Raw genomic sequence first — 20677 nt, 5'->3', positions numbered from 1 at the left:
CTCGTTTTTTTTAGGCATCAGAACGTTCAAATTTATTTTTCATTGAAAGACTTAATTCATTTAAAACCAGAGAAATTGTTTTATCAGTTTCTTCTTTTAACATTTTTGCAACTTCTTGATTAGCTTGATGTTTTAAATTAAGTTGTTTATCAAGATCATCTTCTTTTTCTAAAAGATCATCATAAACATTCAATAAATGATGTCCTTTAGCCATCACGTTTTTTTGATAACGTTCAATATGAATAGCTGACTTTCTATAAGAAGCATCTGCCATTGCTGCAATTAAACGACTTGACCAATAGAAATTATCTGTAGAAACAGTTGCAGTTGTATTCGCTAGATAAGCTGGTGTTTCAGTAATATTACCATAAAATGGAACTAATGCATTAAAGACATTAGAAGCGTAAGCAATCCATTCTATTGCCTGAAAAGCTTTTGGAACATCATTTCTTAATTGAATAACGGATAAGAAATCATTACGATTAATACCTATAGGACGATACATTCCTTTTTGCGATAAATCTCCATAAGCTTTATAAGGATCATAATCTGTTCCTTGGAAATGTAAAGAAAGAGCATATTTAACATCTTCGACAGTAATTTTCTTTTCTGGAACTTGAGACCATGGAATATCATCATCACTTGGTTGATGATTAAATGTATGTGGATTAAAATATCTTTCAATATCAAATGCACGAGGTGTATTATAAATGTGATCAGAATCATCATGACTTCCGAAAGCATCACGGGCATTAAATTTTGAATTAAATGAAAGATCAAGATGATATTTTTCTATAAATTCTTTCATATCAGCAGAACACATATGATTTTCTTTTGAAGTTAAGGCATCTTCTAAATCAAAATCATCAATTCCAAATTGATTAGGCATAGCAACATAATGATCATCGGGTACTTTTTTAGCAATCCAATGATGACCACCAATCGTTTCTAACCACCAAATCTCATCATGATCTTGAAAAGCAATACCATTCATTTCGTAAGTTCCATATTTTTCTAATAAACTTCCTAATCTTTCAACACCTTCACGAGCACTATGAATATAAGGTAAAACGATATAAACAATATCTTCTTCCCCGATTCCTCCAGCAATATGATTGATCTCATCATATTCTACAAGAGGATCAGCTCCTAAAACACGTGGATTTGATGTAATTGTTTCAGTTGCTGTCATCGCAATATTTTCTTCATTGATTCCACTTGCAGCCCAAATTCCTTTTCCTTCAACTGCATTTGGCATAGCTGTATAAGACATAGGATTTTCAGGTAAATCTATTTCTAAATGAGAAATGACAGTTTTATATTTTCTTTTTTGTTCTTTTGAAGAAATAACAACGAATTTTTTAGCTGTAAATCCATCAGCACCAGAATCATCATTTCTAGCAATCATTGTCGATCCGTCAAAAGAAGCTTTTTTTCCTACTAATAATGTTGTACAAGACATATATTTTCCCCCTTTTTGTATCTTATTATAATATAAAAGAATAAAAAATAATATTTATTAGATAAAGAAAAAACATTCATATACATGAATGCTTTTTAAGAAATAGAAAAATGAATTGTTTTTTCTGCAGAACTTGAACCATTAGATTCCATAAATTTAACAAAGTATTGATGTCCACGACTTAAATTTGAAAAAGTTGCATTGTTATGATTAACAGAAGAAAGTAAATTACCACTTCTATCATATAAAGCAATCGTAAGTGCATGGCCTTGACCTTGTTTTGAAATGACAGCACGAATTGCAGTAGATGAAATAACAGCACCATCATTGATTTGTCCACTATCACAAGAAAGCGAAGCATTAATAGATGTTAATTGTAAAGCAATTGTTTTTTCTATTTTATTAGATGTACGATCAGGAGCCTTTTCATAACTATAAAAACCAGTAACCTTTACATTTGATGTAACTGTAAAATTAAGCGTTCCAGAGGCCGTTGAGAAGCTTTCTCGATGCAATTCTTGACCACTTTCATCACTTACAACTACTGTATAAACAACTTTACCAAATGTCTTTGTTCCCTCAGTAGCATTTTCATCTGTTGTTGCATTTTCAGGATTATAAGGAGCAAAATTAAATGAAATACTTTGTCCATTAAGACTAACATCAAATGAAGTAAGTTCACTTAAATTAAAGACATCACTATCAATACTTTGTGTAGGCGCTGTTCCTTTTTTAAACCAAGCTTGAATAATCATATCTTCACTCATACCTTCACCAGGTGAAACATATGGATAAATTCCTTTAACCATTGCTGCCTGTTCAACATCATCGGGTTGTTCTGGATACGATTTTTGACTGCCTTTACTTTGTAAATGATTTAAAAGCATTTGAACAACTTTACCAGGATAAGCTTTATATTGACTCGTTGTCTTTCCTTTACTAATTCCCTCTTTAGCAAATCCCATCCAAACTGAACAAACATAATCTGGAGTATAGGCAGACATCCATAAATCACGGCTCTTTCCAGCCATACCATTTTTAGCAGTACTTGACCAGTTAGATGTTCCTGTTTTAGCTCCTATATTGTTTATACCAGATACATAAGCATAGTTACCACTACCATTTTTTGTATAATCTAGCATGACTTGTCTTACCATGAAGGCACTTGCTTTTGAATAAGCACTTTGTTTAGCATTATTTTGAATTTCTTCATCAATATTAAAAGTTTCTCCTGTTTGAACGACTTCTACATAGTTAATGGTATGACTTTCAGTATATAAACCATTATTGGAAATTGTCGCGTAAGCACTGACCATTTCAAGTGGAGAAATACCATAAGACCAACCACCAATGGCACTTGCAAGTCCAATGTTTTCTTTTGACATATCGATTCCAAGAGATTCCATTGCTTCTTTGATTTTATCATTACCGATTTTTTGTTCAACTTCATCAAATGTTTTAATAGCAGGAATATTCCAAGAATTTTCAAGTGCATTTTCAACAGTGACTAATCCATGGAATTGTCTATCCCAGTTTTTAAACTTACCATTATAATAGTCATCATCATTAATAGAATGACCAGTAGACCAATCTAAATTTTCAAAAGCTAAACCATAATCTAAAAACGGTTTAACAGATGAACCAGGTTGTTGTTTTTGAGTGGCAAAATTATAATTTCCATAAGAATAATTACGACCACCAATCACAGCTACGATACGACCATCTTGGCTTGATTGAACGGCACCACCCATACGCATATCTTCATCACCATAAGCATATTTTTCACCATTACCAATAGCACTTGCAAGTGTTTGTGTATCCACATCACAATAAGTATAGATATTTAATTGTGTTTTTAAAGGATCTAAACTAGTTCTTTTTTTCACTTCTGCTGTTACGATATCTACATAAGCAGCAAGAGTATTGTTATTTGTAGTTGGTGAAACACATAATGTATTTTCTATTTTTGTAGCTTTTGCTTCTTCATATTCTTCTTGTGTAATATAACCATGATTCATCATAAGTTTTAAAATTGTATTACGTCTTGCTGTTGCTTTATCAAGGCAATAGTAAGGATCATAGTTATAAGGTGAATTCAAGCTTCCTGCAAGCATGGCTGCTTCTGGAAGAGTTAATTCGCTGACATCTTTATTAAAGTAATACTTACTTGCTGCCGCAATTCCAATTGAACTTGTACTTCTACCAAAATAGATTTTATTTAAATAAAGAGTTAAAATTTCTTCTTTACTCAAAGCTTTATCTGCTTGGATTGCTAGAATAATTTCACTGAATTTTCTTGTGTAGGTTTTTTCGGCATTAGGAAAATAGGTTTTTTTAATCAATTGTTGAGTGATTGTAGAACCACCACCTCTAATACCACCAGCAATCAAGTTAGACATAGCAGCTTTAGCGATACGTGGTAAGTCAAAACCATCATGTTCAAAAAAACGAGAATCTTCAGCTGCAATAACAGCATCAACAAGTACTTGAGGCAAATCTTCATAGGTAATATTTTCTCTTGTACCGTTTTCTTGACTGCCATATGTATAAAGAACTTTACCTTGATCATCATACATAACACTAGCTCCAGATGATAAAAGTTTTTTAGCATCAAAAGCATCTGTATCTTTGTAGACACCATAAGCTAAAACACTTACACCAGCAAAAATTGTAACTATTAATAAAATAGCTATAGCGATAAAAAGCTTTTTTTTATTTGCTTTTTTCTTTTGAAAGTTATTTGTTTTCGAAGACATAAGATACCTCCATCTTTTCTTTATACAAGTATACCTTATTTTGTATGATAAAAGCAAATTTTGAGGAAAAATAAAAAGCCAACTTAAAGTTGACTTTATTGATTGTTTCCTTGATTTTGAGAAGATTGGTCTCCACCACCGGTATTACCACCTGTATTATCTCCAGTATTGTCACCAGTATTACCGCCGGTATTACCACCTGTATTATCTCCAGAATGATCACCGCTAGTTGTATTACCATTGTTTGTGTTATTACTATCGCTATTTTGACCATTTTGATTATTTTGAGATGATTGATTATCATTTGATGTTTGATCATCAGTATTTTCAGTTGTTTCTTCTGTTGTTTCTTCAGTTAAAGAAGCATGTGATTCATGTTTTGAACCTTTTTTATAATAATCATCACCATCATGAGTCACTGTTGATGGTTGATCAGGATATGATTTTTTACTATTTTTACTTTGTAAATGTTTTAATAACATTTGAACCACTTTACCAGGATATGCTTTATAACGACTTGTTGTTTTACCTTTTTCGATACCTTCTTTACCAAATCCCATCCAAACTGAACAAATGTAATTAGGAGTATAAGCAGACATCCATAAATCACGGCTCTTTCCTGCCATACCATTTTTAGCAGTACTTCCCCAGTTAGAAGTTCCAGTTTTAGCTCCTACATTAGAAAGACCAGATAAATAAGCATAGTTACCACTACCATTTTTTGTATAATCAAGCATCACATGTCTTATCATAAAAGCACTTGCTTTTGAATAAGCACTTTGTTTAGCGTTATTTTGAATTTCTTCATCAATGTTATATTTTTCGCCTGTTTGGACAACTTCTACATAGTTAATAGTATGACTTTCAGTATATAAACCATTATTGGAAATTGTCGCATAAGCACTTGCCATTTCAAGAGGAGAGATTCCTCTATCCCATCCACCAATAGCGTAAGATAAGTTTGTTGGATTAGTTTCTTTTGACATATCAATTCCAAGTGATTCCATTGCTGAAACAACACCAGATTTACCAATTTCTTTTGTTACTTCTTCATAAGTTTTAATAGCAGGAATATTCCAAGAATTTTCAAGTGCACTTGTAAGTGTCACTGTTCCATGGAATTGTCCATCCCAGTTTTTAGGAGTAAACTTTCCTTTAGAATAAGGAGTATCTTCCAAAGTTTTTCCTGTACACCAATCTAAATTTTCAAAAGCTAAACCATAATCTAAAAACGGTTTAACAGATGAACCAGGTTGTTGTTTTTGAGTGGCAAAATTATAATTTCCATAAGAATAATTACGACCACCAATCACAGCTACGATACGACCATCTTGGCTTGATTGAACGGCACCACCCATACGCATATCTTCATCACCATAAGCATATTTTTCACCATTACCAATAGCACTTGCAAGTGTTTGTGTATCCACATCACAATAAGTATAGATATTTAATTGTGTTTTTAAAGGATCTAAACTAGTTCTTTTTTTCACTTCTGCTGTTACGATATCTACATAAGCAGCAAGAGTATTGTTATTTGTAGTTGGTGAAACACATAATGTATTTTCTATTTTTGTAGCTTTTGCTTCTTCATATTCTTCTTGTGTAATATAACCATGATTCATCATAAGTTTTAAAATTGTATTACGTCTTGCTGTTGCTTTATCAAGGCAATAGTAAGGATCATAGTTATAAGGTGAATTCAAGCTTCCTGCAAGCATGGCTGCTTCTGGAAGAGTTAATTCGCTGACATCTTTATTAAAGTAATACTTACTTGCTGCCGCAATTCCAATTGAACTTGTACTTCTACCAAAATAGATTTTATTTAAATAAAGAGTTAAAATTTCTTCTTTACTTAAAGCTTTATCTGCTTGGATTGCTAGAATAATTTCACTTAATTTACGAGAGTACGTTTTTTGAGCATCAGGGAAATAGGTTTTTTTAATCAATTGTTGAGTGATTGTAGAACCACCACCTGTAATACCTCCCGCTTTTAAATTAGAAAGCGCAGCTTTAACAATACGAGGTAAGTCAAAACCATTATGTTCAAAGAAACGAGAGTCTTCAGCAGCTACAATAGCATCTACTAAAACTTGTGGTAGATCATCATAGGTAATATTTTCTCTTGTTCCATTTTCTTGGCTACCATACGTATACATAACATTTCCGTTACTGTCATACATGACACTAGCTCCAGATGATAATAATTTTTCAGAATCAAAGGCAGCTGTATCCTTATATATACTGTAACCAAAAATGCATGAAAAAACTAAGATCAAGCAAAGAATAAGCATTGTTACAACTGTAATGATTTTTTTTGAATTTAATTTTTTTGTTTTTTGTCTTTTCATTTAAATACCTCACAATAATATTGATCAATAATTTCTAAATAATGGAGACGAGGAAGAAATCCTTGTCTTATTAAATGACCATTTTCTTTTATTGTTTCATAACGAAGGGATTTACGATCGTTTTTTCTATATGCTTTTACCATAAAAGCAGCATCTAGTAAATAAACTTCATTCACTTTAGTAAAAGCAATAATTAAAAAAGCAATACCTCCATGATGAATAACTTTATCAAGATGGTTAATTTGATGTAAAGAAATATTTGTAAAAGGAAAAGATAGAGTCTTTGTTTCTTTAGCTTCAAAATCAATATATCTTCCTTTATAAATACCATTATAATCAGTTGTTGAAGGTGTTCTAAAATAAGCTTCAACTATTTTTGCAGCGCTTCTTTCTGGATAAGAAACTTTTACAATTTGAATAGGTGTTGGCTTTTTATGAATCACAGCAATATCATGAGATAAATAATATTCATTTGTTAAGTTAATATCTTCTTCTAAGTTCATCCCACGGTGTGCTGTATTATGCTTACCCTCAATCATAGATGTATAATGATTATTTTTTTTCTTATTTGGATAATTAACCATAGAAACTCCTTTTTGTTTGCATATATATGGGTATTATAACACATATTTTTTTTGTGATAACAACTCTTTGATAAGAAATCATATTTTATCTTGAAAAAAGGAAATAAATTGGTACAATGGGGTAAAGGAGTTGAAAAGCATGGAATATAAAGTCGTATTAAGTCCAAAAAAAATTGTCAGTAAAGAATTTAAAGTTGATTTTAAAGGGTATAATGCTGATGAGGTTGATCACTTCTTAGATCAAGTTGTCAAAGATTATGAAGCTTTTGCTGGACTATTGAACAATTCTTATGATAGAATAGAACAGCTTGAAAGACGTCTTGCTGATCAAAAAGCAATGATTGCTAGATTAGAAAGAGAAAAAGCTTTACAAGATGATAATTTAAGAGCATTGGAAGATAATGTCTCTTCAAATGTAGATATCTTAAAAAGATTATCATTATTAGAAAAAGCAGTATTTAAAAATAAATAACAAATGACAGATAATCGCTGCTTCATTGAAGTAGAGGAAAGTCCAGGCTGCCACAATCTGCGATGATTGTAGTGTTTGTGCCTCACGAATCAATAAGTGAGGGTAGTGTAAACTAACGACAGAAGGGAAACCTAAGGGTAACTATGGTAGAACTTCATAAATGGCTCCACAGAGACAATTCCATAGGAAACTATGGCTGAAAAGAGGAAAGCTCCGCAAGGCAGAAACCCAAATTTGGTAGGGGAATCTTTAAATCGGAATTGAACGAGATAAAGGACGCGTAAGCGTAGATAAATGATTATTTAATACAGAACTTGGCTTATTATCATTTGTTTTTAAATTGGCATGGAAACATGTCTTTTTTTAATAGAACTGAGGGAGAAATATGCAAAGAAAAATACTTCGTAAACAATATAAAAAACTAGATATATCAGCAGTTAGAAGAATTGGCTTTAGCTTTTTTGCGGTTATTTTAATAGGATCGATTTTATTAAGTTTACCAATGAGTCATAGTGTTCATTCAACAAGTAGTTATTTAGATCATCTATTTGTTGCAACATCGGCTACCTGTGTAACAGGCTTAGTGACTCATGTAACAGCTAGTGAATATACGCTTTTTGGACAAATAGTCATTATTTTATTGATTCAAATAGGGGGGTTAGGATTTTTAACGCTGATGTCGATGTTCTTTGTTCTTTTAAAAAGAAAACTAACCTACGCTAATAAGATTGTCATGCAGGAAGCTTTAAATAGAAATTCATTAAATGAAACAGGTATTTATATTAAAAGAGTTATCAAATATACAGCTTTTTTTGAATTATTAGGAGCGATTTGTTTATCTTTTGTTTTTATTCCTCAATTTGGAATTATTAAAGGAATCTATTATAGTTTGTTTCATGCAATTTCAGCATTTTGTAATGCTGGATTTGATATTTTAGGAAATAATTCATTAGTTCCTTATGTAGGCAATGTTTGGATCAATTTAGTTATTTGTGGTTTGATTATTGCGGGTGGTTTAGGTTTTGTTGTGTGGATCGATTTACGTTTATCTTTGATTCATTATAGAGAACATTTTAAATATTTTAAAATGAAAAGGTATTTAGAATCTTTATCTTTGCATACAAAGATTGTATTGATTTCTTCATTTGTTTTAATTTTTGGAGGAATGATCGTTATCTTTTTATTAGAGTTTCAAAATCCTCTAACATTAAAGCCTTTACCATTTTCGCAAAAAATATTAGCTAGTTTTTTCCAATCCATGACACTTCGAACAGCAGGTTTTGCTACAGTGGATATGGCTTCATTAAATCAAGCAACTAAATTTTTTATGTCAATTGTTATGTTTATTGGAGGATCTCCTGCTGGGACAGCAGGTGGGGTTAAAACTGTAACTTTTGTTATTGGATTATTATATGTGAGATCTTTAATACGTGGTGATGAAAATATTCATGTTTTTAAAAGAACAATAGATGATCAAATTGTGAAAAGAGCATTGACAATCATGTTAATTAGTTTTTCAATTGCATTAACAGGATTGTTTGTTTTATCAATAAGTGAAAGTGCAGATTTTATTGATTTACTTTTTGAAGTTTTTTCTGCATTTGCGACAGTTGGATTAACAGCAGGTCTTACACCAACACTGACATTTGTTGGAAAAATTGTTATAATTATTTTGATGTATATAGGACGTATAGGGCCTATTACAATGGTTTTGATTTTTGTTAGAAAATATAATGCTAAGAAAGGAAAAGATGTGAACTATATCACGGAACATATCTTAATAGGATAAAGCAGATGGAAAAACAATTTGTTGTATTGGGGCTTGGAATTTTTGGTTCTACACTTGTTAAAACACTTTCTCAATATGGAAGAGAAGTGATTGCTATTGATAAAGATCCAGAAAATGTTCAAAGAGTTGCAAATTTTGCAACTAAAGCAGTTATTGGAGATGTTACAGATATTCAATTTTTAACAGATTTAGGATTAGATGATATTGATGTTGGAATTGTTGCGATTGGAGATCGATTAGAAGATAGTATCTTAGCAACAATGAATTTAAAAGAATTAGGTGTACCCTATGTCATTGTTAAAGCTAAAAATAAACGTTTTAAAGTTGTTTTAGAAAGAATAGGGGCCGACTATGTTGTTCGTCCTGAAAAAGAAATGGGAGAAAAGGTTGCAAGAACATTACTTAGAAAAAATATTAAGGATTTAATCGAATTAGATGAAGAAAATTGTATTGTTGAAATGAAAGTTCCTCAAGCATGGGTAGGAAAAACATTATCACAATTAGATTTAAGAAAACTTTATAGTATCAATGTTTTAGGCAAACGTAATCCACATACTCATAAGTTAGAAGTTCCTGTTGATCCTAATTTAGAAATAGAATTAAATGATACTTTTCTTGTTTTAGCACAAACAGATAAAATAGAAAAATATGATTATTTATTATAGAGGTCTATTATGAAAAATGAAGATACTGTATTTTTGTTTGCAAAGGCAATCAAAACATTAATAAAAAAACAACCTTTAGATAAGATTACTGTAACAGATATTGTATCAACAGCAGGAAAGACAAGACAAACATTCTATCGACATTTTCAAGATAAATATGATTTAGTGAATTGGTATTTTGAAAAACTTGTTTTAAAATCTTTTGAAGAAATGAATCAAGGTGGAACCTTACAAGAAGCTCTTAATTTAAAATTTGCTTTTATTGAACAAGAACATGCTTTTTTTAAAGAAGCTTTTAAATCAAATGATTATAATAATTTAATTCATTATGATTTCTGTTGTATTTATGATTTTTATAAAGAATATATTCGTAAAAATACAGGTAAAACAATTCCTTCTGATATAGATTTTTTATTAAAAATGTATTGTCGAGGTTCTGTGGATATGACTGTGGAATGGGTTTTAAATGATATGCCTATTTTAAAAGAAGAAATTGTAAATTATTTAATAGATGCTATTCCAGATAAATTAAAAGAGTATATGAAATAATTGATCAACAGCACAAATGTGCTGTTTTTTATGTTTTTTTAAAAAAAGGAATTGTATTTAAAAAAAAATCATGTATAATATTGGCAATTTGGGAAAAATTAGGAGGACGATTATGAAACAAAGCAGTGGAAAGCAATTAGCTAAGAAAATGCTGATCGCATTGATTTGTGGTTTAATTGCTGGATTTGGTTGTATTTTACTTAGAGAGCATTTGAATTCGAGTGGACAAGGAGATTTATGGAAAACGATCAATAATATCTTTTTCCAAGATATTACAGCAGAGGGTGCTACAAGTGCTATCGGTATTTTCTATATTATCGGTCAATTATTTGTTAATTCGTTGCAGTTAATTATTGTACCAATGGTGTTTGTTTCTATTACACTTGCTATTTGTACAATTACTGATACTAAAAAATTAGGAAGAATTTCTTCTAAAACAATTTTAACTTTTTTTACAACAACAATATGTGCTTTAATTTTTGCAGGGATTGTAAGTACAATTATCTATCATTTAGGATTGTTTAATTCAGTGGATGCAGGAAAGATTACTGTTCAACAAGGAGCTACAGGATCTAATCCATTAAATATTATTGTATCAATTATTCCAAACAATTTTATAAGTGCCTTTACAACAAATGGAAATGTATTAGCAATTGTATTTTTAGCAGTTGTTACTGGACTTGCAATGAATACAATTGAAGAACAAACAAAAACATTAAAAAAAGTATTTGAAGAAGTTTCAAAAATTATTAGTTTATTCTTAACATTTGTGATTAATAAATTTGCTCCATATGCTATCTTTTGTTTACTTACAAGAACATTTGCAATCTATGGAATTGATTCATTAAAACCAGCATTAGCATATGTTGTAACAGTCATTATTGCTTTATTTGCTTATTTATTTATCGCTTATCCAATCTATTTAATAACAATGGCTAGAGTTAATCCAAAACCATTTGTGAAAAAAGCTGCAAAAGTTGCTTTATTTGGTTTTTCAACTTCATCATCTGCAGCAACATTACCATTAAATAGAAAAACAACAGTAGAAGAATTAGGAGTACATGATCAAATTGCATCATTTGTTTTACCATTAGGAATGACAGTTAATATGGATGGAACAGCAATCATGCAAGTTATTGCAGCAATGTTTGTTGCTGTAAGTTCAGGTTATAAAGTAACATTTATGTCAATGGCTATTATTGCTATTCTTGCTTTAATTGCTTCTATTGGGACACCAGCAGCACCAGGTGCAGGAGCAGTCATCTTATTTACTATTTTAACAGGTATGGGATATACAAATGATGCAGCATTACTTGCTTATTCATTGATTTTAGCAATTAATAGACCGATTGAAATGTTAGTCACTTCCTTAAATGTTACAGGAGATGCTGCAACTTCGGTAATTGTTGCTAAAAAAGAAAAAATGTTAGATGAAGAAATTTATCATAGCTAAAAGGTAATTTATTGAATAAATAAAAACGAGATTATGCAAAATAATCTCGTTTATTTTCTTTAGAATGGAAAGGAATTGTTATTTCTAAAGATTTTCTTTTTTTCTTTTATAAACAAGTACCATCATACCTGCTAAACCAATAAATAATGTCATGATATAAGTAGTAATAGATGTTTGATCACCAGTTTTTACTTTATCACTAGTGTTATCTTTTTTATCTGATGTGCTTGTATTAACTTTATCTTCAGTATCTTGACCAGGTGTATTATCTTTTTTATCATCTACATTATCATCTTTTGCTTCAACATCCCATAAGTAGTCTTTAGCAAATGTTGTAAATAAATCTCTCCATACATACCAGTCATGAGCACCGTTTTTATATTCAATAGATGCATCTACACCAGCGTTAGTTAATGTATCATATAATAATTTTTCTTGGTTTTGTCTTAATGATATATCTAATTTACCAACACCAATATAATAAACATTATTTTTATATTCATTTAATGCATCTTTTCCAATTGTTCCATCTTCTACTAAAGGTGCTACTACTGTATTTCTTGGTGACCATACACCAAAATATCCAAATTCTTTATAAGCATTTACTAAGGTATTTGCTGTAAAAGTACCACCTGCTGATAAACCACAAACTGCACGGTCTTTAGAATTTTTTGAAACGCTATATGTTTTTTCAACATATGGAATAATATTCTTAGTTAAATTGTCAACGGTTTTAGTTGCATCAAAGTTATAATATGTATTATCCATTGTAACTACGATTGCTTCAGCTACTTCTTGGTCAGCAATCAAATTATCCATGATATTTGGTAATGCACCGATTGTCATCCAATCTGTTTCATTACCTCCACCACCATGAGATACGTAAATTGTTTTGTAAACTTTTGAACTATCATAACCAGCAGGCAAATAAATTCCTAAAGGTTGTTGAGTACCATCAAGACTTGCATATGTGTCATATTTTAATGTTCCATTTTTATCGTTACGAGCATATACATATTCTTGACCTGAAGCAGTATTATTTTTATCTCCAACATAAAGTAAACTGTGACCTGCATCATGACCGTTAAAGCTATTATTAGGAGATTTATTAGATGGATCTTGAATTGTTACAGTTGTTCCATCATCATAAGTTACTTCATAATCATAATAGTATAGGTTACCTGGAAGAGGAAGAGAAATTTCAAATGTTTCATCTTTTACTTCAGTCATATCATATTTCATTAATGTTCCATCAACTACATAACCTGTAGGGAACATACCTTTTTCATATTGATATGCGCTGTATACTGGAGTACGAGGATCATCAGGTTCTTCATAACCACCAATTTCATCTTCTTTATAGAATTGGAAACCACCTAGAACATTTACAGAAACAGCATTTCTTTCATCTGTATCTTCATAAACAAATGTTGCTTGATAGTCTGCATCTTTTACATCTTTAAATTCAGTGTTCTTTTCAACAGTTACTCCTGCTGGTTTTAATGTATCATTTTCATCCCATAAGTAATCTTTAACAAATGTTGTGAATGCTGATCTCCATACACCCCAATCATGAGCACCATCTTTGATGTCCATTTCATATTTAACACCTAAATCGTCTAATATTTTTGCTAAACCAACAGTTTTTCCTGGATTTCCAACATCACCTTCAGGTGTTGTTGCTTTAGTAGCCATATCAACGTTTCCACCAGTTAAATAAATTTTGACATTTTTTAATTCTTCTACATCTTTAATTGTAGCTTGTGTATTTGCTCCTGAGAAGCAACCATAAGCACCAAATAATTCAGTATTTTGTTGTAAAATTGTAGATGTAGTCATAGAACCCATAGATAAACCACATAATGCTCTATCTTTAACGTTCATTGATACACTGTAATTTTTTTCAATAAATGGAATAATATTTTCTTTAAAATTTTGAGCGATTGTATCATAATTCCATTTAAAATATGTATTATCCATTGTGACAACAACAGCATCTGCAACTTCACCTTCAGCGATTAAGTTATCCATGATGTTTGGAACAGCACCAATGCCCATCCATTCAGCTTCATTTCCACCGCCACCATGTGAAACATAAATTGTTTTATATACTTTTGATGAATCATATCCTTTTGGTAAGTATACTCCTAAAGGTTGTTTAGTTCCATCTACTGCTTGATATTCCACAAAACTATAACTTCCTGTTTTTCCATCAGTTCTAGCATAGATTTTTTCTTGACCTTGAGCTGTATTATTTGCATCACCAACATAAACTAAGCTATGTCCCGAATCATGTCCAGAAGTTGGATTTATTTCACTTTTGTTTGCTGGATCTTGAATCGTTACTTTACTTCCATCTGCATAAGTGACAGTATAATCATAATAATATAAGTTACCTGGAAGAGGTAATGTGATTTCGAATCTTTCATCTTCTACTTCAGTTAAATCATAGGATTGACTATCTCCGTTCAATCCATATCCGGTATTAAACATACCTTTTTCATAATGATAAGCATCGTATACCTTTGCTCCTGCTGCTGTTCCAGTTTTAATGAAACCATCTGTAATATCGTCATGTTTATAGAATTGTAAACTTCCTGCTACAGATACTGAAACAGCATCTCTTTCATCAGTGTCTTCGTAGACAAATGTTGCTTGATAGTCTGCATCAGATTTACCAGTACTGTTTTTTTCAACTGTTACGCCTGGTTGATATTGTGTTAAGGCATTAACAATGAATTGATGAGGAGTACTTGTAAAAACTAAAGCAGAAGCCATCATTAAAGAAAGTGCTTTTTTTGAATTTTTCATATTGTAGTTTTTCCTCCTTTTCCTTCCCTAAAATAATTATATTTCTATAAAAAAGCACTTACAATCATCTAAAAAGAAAGCGCTTTACAAAATGTGTAAAGCGATGTCAAATAATGTGATAAAATAGTTCAGATAATAACCTACTTAGGTAAGGTAAGGAATAATAACCATCATTTACACTGTTTTCTATCCCATAAATGTAAAGAATATCGGCATAGTCTTCTAGATGTTTTTTTTCTTGAGCAAAACAAATAGTAAAAATATCTTTATCTTTAATTTGTTTTAAAATATTTTCTCTTTGTCCAGGAAACCAATCATGATACAAATCAATATATAATACGGTGTCATCTTTATTTAAAAAATGAATAAAAGAATTATTTTTATCACCAATATTGACTAACTGGGTAGGAATATCATTTACAAGTAAATCTAACTGAAGTGTATAGAAGTCAGCTAATTCATGACTATCACCTAAAATAATAACATGTTGACTATGTTTTAATTGTTGGATGATTTGTTTTAATAAATCAATATTTAAATTGATTTTTGTTTGTTGAAGATTATTAATAGCATCATCATATAATTGATCTGATAAAGTTTGATTTGTTTTTCTCATAAAGCGTTGAGTATGAGAAATCAAACGATGCATTTTAACGTTATTATTAAATGCCATCATACAATTTTTATATTCTTGAAAAGATTTAAAACCACATTTATTAATAAAACGACTCACAGAGGCTGTTGAAATATTAGCTTCTAAAGATACTTTTTCAAGGGTGACATTTTGTATGTTTTCAATATTATTCATTAAAACACGCGCTATATTATATTCATTATTATTAAGTAATTTTTCATTACATATTTTAATAAAACTAAAACATTTATTGATATCCATTCTTTTCCCTCCTTTAAACTATCATAACAGTTTATTGATGCTAATATAAATGGCTATATATTAAATTTAGTTTCATAAAATGAAACTAAATATGGTATATATGAATAATTTGTTTTTAAACTAGGACATTTATAATACTATGCAATTGGCATATCTAAGACTTTTATTTAAATTTAAGGTATAAAATAGTTAAAAGAAATAAAATTTTCAAGAATATATAATAAAACAAAAAAATTGACTTTTATTTACTATATGTTTGGAAATAAAATTTTGATTAAGAAAATTATTACATCATTATTTTTAAATGTAAACTCTTTCAAAATCAATAAATGTATTTTTATCTAAAACTTACCTTAACAAAGAAAAAGTAAATGTGTATAATGACACAGGGTTAAAAAGGGGGATTTTATGTTTAAAGATTATATAAGTGACTTGAAAAATGAGTTTAGAGGCTATAATATGCAAACTCTTTTACAAGATATCTTAGCAGGATTAACAGTAGCGGCTGTTGCTTTACCACTTGCTTTAGCGTTTGGTGTAAGTAGTGGAGCAGATGCAGGTGCTGGGTTAATTACAGCGATTATTGCTGGTTTAGTGATTGGTGTTTTATCGGGAGCAAGTTACCAAATCTCTGGACCAACAGGTGCTATGTCAGCTATTTTAATTGGACTTTCAACAACATATGGTTTACAAGGTGTCTTCATCGCAAGCTTTTTATCTGGATGTATGTTGATTATTGCTTCATTATTTAAGTTTGGAAAAATTGTTTCTTTTATTCCAACTAGTGTTATTACTGGTTTTACAAGTGGAATTGCAATCATTATTGCATTAGGACAAATTGATAATTTCTTTGGGACAACATCTGTTGGTTCAAGTGCTTTAGAAAAACTGTTTTCATATTTAAAATTAGGTTTTCCAGTATCATTACCAACTGTTTTCTTTGGGATTTTAGTTGTTGTGATTATGCTTATTTGGCCTAAAAAATGGGGAGAATATTGTCCTTCATCATTAGCAGGGATTATTATTGCTTTAATTTGTCAATTATGTTTAAATTTACCGGTTCATGAAGTAGGGACTATTCCAAGTACTTTGTTTCCAGAAGCAAGATTATCCTTTTCTTCATTACATTTAAGTACAATTACACAATTGATGCTACCTGCTTTAAGTATTGCTGCACTTGGAATGATTGAATCACTTTTATGTGGAGCAAGTGCTGGTAAAATGAAAAATGAAAAATTAAATGCTGATCGTGAATTAATGGCACAGGGTATTGGAAATATGTTGATTCCATTATTTGGTGGCGTTCCTGCAACAGCTGCGATTGCTAGAACATCTGTAGCTATTAAAGCAGGTGGAAAAACAAGATTAGTCAGTGTTTTCCATTCAATTGTTATTTTGATTTCGATGTTTTTACTTGGTTCACTTATGTCACGCATTCCTTTATCCGCACTTGCTGGTGTTTTAATGGTTACTGCTTGGCGTATGAACGATTGGCAAGAAATTAAAACATTATTTCATAATAGAGTTAAAACAAATATTTCACAATATTTAATTACAATGTGTGCGACTGTTGTTTTTGATTTAACGGTTGCGATTGTTATTGGAGTCATGGTTTCAATTATCTTATTTGTTTTAAATAATTCTCATTTACATATAGAAGTACGTGATATTGATAAAGATCGCGTAGGAAAAGATTTAAAACATCATCATCAAAAAACAAGAATTATGTATTTAAGTGGACCTATTTTCTTTGGAACACAAGAACAAATGACACATGTTTTAGATGAATTAGATAATTCATTAGAAGCTATTGTTTTTTCAATGAGAGGTGTTCCTTCTATTGATGATTCAGGTATTCATGAATTCTTTGATATCGTTGATCGTTTAAAAGCACAAAACTGTATCATTAAATTCAGCGGTGTTCAAGAAGAAGTGATGATTCAATTTAAACGTAATCATTTTGATGAATATGTTGGTAAAGATAGCTTCTGTTGGGATGCTATTATGGCTTTAGAATCTTTGGATCAAGAATTAATTTCTGCTTAAAACAATTGACAAAGATAAAAATATTTATTAATATAGACAAGCAAATTGAATATTGCTTAGGTAAGCTATAGATTTCTCTATTTCTGATCATAAATAGACATCTATAGCTTTTTTTATGGAAAGGAGACCTATATGGAAAATAGAAACCCAATGGAATACAAGCCTGTATTTCCTTTATTAATGTCAATGGCGATTCCGCCAATGATTTCAATGTTGATTCAATCATTATACAATATTATAGATAGTATCTTTGTTTCTCAACTTGGAGAAGAAGCTTTAACAGCAGTATCACTGATCTTCCCTTTACAAAATTTATCATTAGCCATTTCTTGTGGAATAGGAATTGCGATGAATGCTTTTATTGCTAGACATTTAGGTGCTAAAGATGATAAAAAAGCATCTTATTATGCAACTCAAGGAATTGTAATGTCACTAGCACATTCTTTATTATTTTTAATTATTGGATTATTTTTTATTCGTCCATTTTTAAATATGTTTACAACAAATCAAAATGTAATTGATTATGGAATGCAATATGGAATGATTGTTGTTTCATTAGTTATTGGACAATTTATTCATTTAGCTATTGAAAAAATGTTTCAAGCAACAGGAAACATGATGATGCCCATGATCATGCAAATCTTTGGAGCGGTTGTTAATATTGTGTTAGATCCAATCTTGATCTTTGGTTATTTTGGATTACCTGCTTTTGGTGTTGCTGGAGCAGCCATTGCGACAGTTATTGGACAATTTTCATCAGCTTCTTTAGCGTTTATCTTATTTAGAAAGTACAATACACATCTTCATATTTCATTTAAAAAATTTAGAGTAGATTTTCATGTTATTTCGCAACTTTATAGTATAGCTATTCCTTCAAGTGTGATGATGTGTTTACCATCGGTTCTTGTTTCTTTATTAAATGGAATATTAGCATCCATTTCACAAAGTGCAGTCGCTTTCTTTGGGGTTTATTACAAGTTACAAACATTTATTTATATGCCAACATCAGGAATTGTACAAGGAATGAGACCTTTAATGAGTTATAATTATGGAGCTAAGTTAAAAGAAAGAATGCATCAAATTTTAAAAGTATCTGGTTTGGTTATTGCTGCTATTTTAGGAGCAGGGACATTATTATTCTTTATCGTTCCAAATGTTTTACTTTCTTTATTTAATGCAAGTAGTGGCATGTTAAAAATAGGAGAAACAGGGCTTAGAATTTTATCTTTAAGTTTTATTGTTTCATCTTTTGGAGTTTTAATGTCAGGTGTTTTTGAAGCTCTAGGTTTAGGAAAATATTCTTTAATAGTTTCTTTACTTAGACAATTATTGATTACAGTACCATTAGCATACATTTTATTAAATATCATGGGGATTGAAGGTATTTGGATGTCATTTGTTATTGCTGAAGCAATAGCAAGTATTGTTGCTTATATCTTATATCGTAAAAAGTTCAAAACAATATAACTAAGAGTTTAACGATATCGTTAAACTCTTTTTAAATGTATAAAATAGGAGTTTTATTTAAAAAATAGAAAATAAAAAAATGAAAATATGATATACTTGTACTCCAAGGAGGGACTATAATGAAAAAAATCTATTTATTATTACTTTCATTATTGATGACATTTACTTTAACAGGATGCAATCAACAAGTAGAAAAAACATCTTCTAAACAAAGTGTGACACTTTCTTTAGAACAAACAAGTAGTCAAGATGTAGATGTTTATGTTGATCAAGATCAAATTGATACTTTAAAAAGTCAAGGTGTAGGAACTTATGAATTAAAGTTAACTAAAGGAAATCATGAATTAAAAGTTGTACAAAATGGTGAAGAAATTCAAAAATCATTTTATGTAGATTCTAAAGAAACCTTACATTATCAAATTACTTCTGTTGATCATCAACTTAAAATAGAAGTAGAAAAAATAACTTTTGATGAAAATAATGTTCAAGCTATTTTAAATCAAGTAGAAGAATATAGTGGACAACCATACATTGAAATCAATAGTAATAATCCAACTTTTAAAGAAGATGAATATACAACAAAAACATATATTCAATTAAATGATTTAGATGAATATGGACGTACTCAAAAAGATCAAGCATGTTTAGGTCCTGAAACACTTCCAACAAGTAAAAGAGAATCTATTGGAATGGTTAAACCATCAGGATGGAAAACACAAAGATATGATGATTTGATTTCTACAAAATACTTATATAATCGTTGTCATCAAATTGGTTTTGCTTTAAGTGGTTTAAATGCTGAAGAAAGAAATTTAATGACTGGAACACGTTATTTTAATGTTACAGGTATGTTGCCATTTGAAGAAGAGGTTAGAGATTATATTAAAAATACGAGACATCATGTTTTATATGAAGCGATTCCTGTATATAAAGATGATGATTTAGTAGCAAGAGGTTTAATCTTACAAGCGGCTTCTGTTGAAGATGAAAATATTCGTTTCTGTGTTTATATTTATAACGTTCAACCGGGTGTTACTATTAATTATCAAGATGGAACTTCAAGAAAAGCCAAAGAAGGGGAACCTACGTATGGTATTAAAGAAGCCAAAGATCCATTTGATTATCATAATAAGTCAAGTAATAAAAGTAAAAAGTATGTTATTAATATAAAAAATAAAAAATATCATGATCCAAATTGTTCAAGTGTTTCAAAAATGAGCGAACAAAATAAAGAAGTAGTTACTTCAACTTCAAAAAAATTACAACAACAAGGATACAGTCCTTGTGGCATCTGTCAAAAATAAAAAAGTGTTGTGATAATCGCAATGTCATTAAGTTAAGGTGGCATTGTACAAAAGACAGTTCTATTTATGTTAA

The 20677-nt window shown here is 30.1% G+C and carries 14 protein-coding genes and 1 other RNA gene; 9 read left to right on the top strand and 6 right to left on the bottom strand.

Features of this window, described 5'->3' with window-relative positions; all coding sequences use genetic code 11:
• Positions 1 to 10: 10 nt before the first annotated feature.
• From ACLVEP_RS03550 to recU, 4 genes are all read right to left on the bottom strand, one after another.
• Positions 11 to 1462 carry a C69 family dipeptidase gene (locus ACLVEP_RS03550; RefSeq protein WP_412582874.1) on the bottom strand — a complete coding sequence of 484 codons (1452 nt, stop codon included), beginning with the start codon at positions 1460 to 1462 and terminating at the stop codon, positions 11 to 13.
• A gap of 95 nt (positions 1463 to 1557) precedes the next feature.
• Complete coding sequence (locus ACLVEP_RS03545) at positions 1558 to 4218, bottom strand: transglycosylase domain-containing protein (RefSeq protein WP_412582873.1); 2661 nt, start codon at positions 4216 to 4218, stop codon at positions 1558 to 1560.
• Positions 4219 to 4313: 95 nt separating this feature from the next.
• The gene (locus ACLVEP_RS03540) at positions 4314 to 6569 is read right to left on the bottom strand and encodes a transglycosylase domain-containing protein (RefSeq protein ID WP_412582871.1); all 2256 of its coding nucleotides are present in this window, start codon (positions 6567 to 6569) and stop codon (positions 4314 to 4316) included.
• Positions 6566 to 7153, bottom strand: a complete 588-nt coding sequence (recU, locus tag ACLVEP_RS03535) for a Holliday junction resolvase RecU (protein WP_318000025.1) — start codon at positions 7151 to 7153, stop codon at positions 6566 to 6568. Before recU ends, ACLVEP_RS03540 begins: the two co-directional genes overlap by 4 nt.
• Positions 7154 to 7292: 139 nt before the next feature.
• On the opposite strand from recU, the gene ACLVEP_RS03530 reads away from it, so the two are divergent.
• The 6 genes from ACLVEP_RS03530 to ACLVEP_RS03505 all read left to right on the top strand — a co-directional run bounded on the left by ACLVEP_RS03530 (position 7293) and on the right by ACLVEP_RS03505 (position 12081).
• The gene (locus ACLVEP_RS03530; protein ID WP_318000024.1) at positions 7293 to 7625 is read left to right on the top strand and encodes a DivIVA domain-containing protein; all 333 of its coding nucleotides are present in this window, start codon (positions 7293 to 7295) and stop codon (positions 7623 to 7625) included.
• Positions 7626 to 7627: 2 nt separating this feature from the next.
• Positions 7628 to 7952, top strand: an RNA gene (gene rnpB / locus ACLVEP_RS03525) — RNase P RNA component class B.
• Positions 7953 to 8010: 58 nt separating this feature from the next.
• Positions 8011 to 9414 (top strand): TrkH family potassium uptake protein, encoded by a 1404-nt coding sequence (locus ACLVEP_RS03520; RefSeq protein ID WP_412582869.1) that lies wholly within the window; start codon positions 8011 to 8013, stop codon positions 9412 to 9414.
• A gap of 5 nt (positions 9415 to 9419) precedes the next feature.
• A complete protein-coding gene (locus tag ACLVEP_RS03515; protein ID WP_412582868.1) occupies positions 9420 to 10079 on the top strand; it encodes a potassium channel family protein in 660 nt (219 codons plus the stop codon).
• 9 nt (positions 10080 to 10088) lie between these two features.
• The gene (locus ACLVEP_RS03510; RefSeq protein ID WP_412582867.1) at positions 10089 to 10628 is read left to right on the top strand and encodes a TetR/AcrR family transcriptional regulator C-terminal domain-containing protein; all 540 of its coding nucleotides are present in this window, start codon (positions 10089 to 10091) and stop codon (positions 10626 to 10628) included.
• A gap of 112 nt (positions 10629 to 10740) precedes the next feature.
• Positions 10741 to 12081 (top strand): dicarboxylate/amino acid:cation symporter, encoded by a 1341-nt coding sequence (locus ACLVEP_RS03505; RefSeq protein ID WP_412582865.1) that lies wholly within the window; start codon positions 10741 to 10743, stop codon positions 12079 to 12081.
• An 84-nt stretch (positions 12082 to 12165) separates the two neighbouring features.
• On the opposite strand, the gene ACLVEP_RS03500 is transcribed toward ACLVEP_RS03505, so the two are convergent.
• Positions 12166 to 14892 (bottom strand): alpha/beta hydrolase, encoded by a 2727-nt coding sequence (locus tag ACLVEP_RS03500; protein ID WP_412582863.1) that lies wholly within the window; start codon positions 14890 to 14892, stop codon positions 12166 to 12168.
• 106 nt (positions 14893 to 14998) lie between these two features.
• A complete protein-coding gene (locus ACLVEP_RS03495; RefSeq protein WP_412582861.1) occupies positions 14999 to 15787 on the bottom strand; it encodes a MurR/RpiR family transcriptional regulator in 789 nt (262 codons plus the stop codon).
• A 408-nt stretch (positions 15788 to 16195) separates the two neighbouring features.
• Here ACLVEP_RS03495 and ACLVEP_RS03490 point away from each other — a divergent pair, with 408 nt between their 5' ends.
• The 3 genes from ACLVEP_RS03490 (at position 16196) to ACLVEP_RS03480 (ending at position 20604) form a co-directional block, all read left to right on the top strand.
• Positions 16196 to 17833, top strand: coding sequence for a SulP family inorganic anion transporter (locus ACLVEP_RS03490; protein ID WP_412582859.1), 1638 nt, complete (start codon positions 16196 to 16198; stop codon positions 17831 to 17833).
• A gap of 132 nt (positions 17834 to 17965) precedes the next feature.
• A complete protein-coding gene (locus tag ACLVEP_RS03485; RefSeq protein ID WP_412582858.1) occupies positions 17966 to 19300 on the top strand; it encodes an MATE family efflux transporter in 1335 nt (444 codons plus the stop codon).
• 119 nt (positions 19301 to 19419) lie between these two features.
• Positions 19420 to 20604 carry a DNA/RNA non-specific endonuclease gene (locus ACLVEP_RS03480; RefSeq protein WP_412582856.1) on the top strand — a complete coding sequence of 395 codons (1185 nt, stop codon included), beginning with the start codon at positions 19420 to 19422 and terminating at the stop codon, positions 20602 to 20604.
• Positions 20605 to 20677 lie beyond the last annotated feature (73 nt).

The organism is Faecalibacillus sp. (assembly GCF_047023275.1).
GTDB lineage: Bacteria > Bacillota_I > Bacilli_A > Erysipelotrichales > Coprobacillaceae > Faecalibacillus.
Note: the sequence above shows the minus strand (reverse complement) of the source record. Positions and strands in the feature narration are given on the sequence as shown.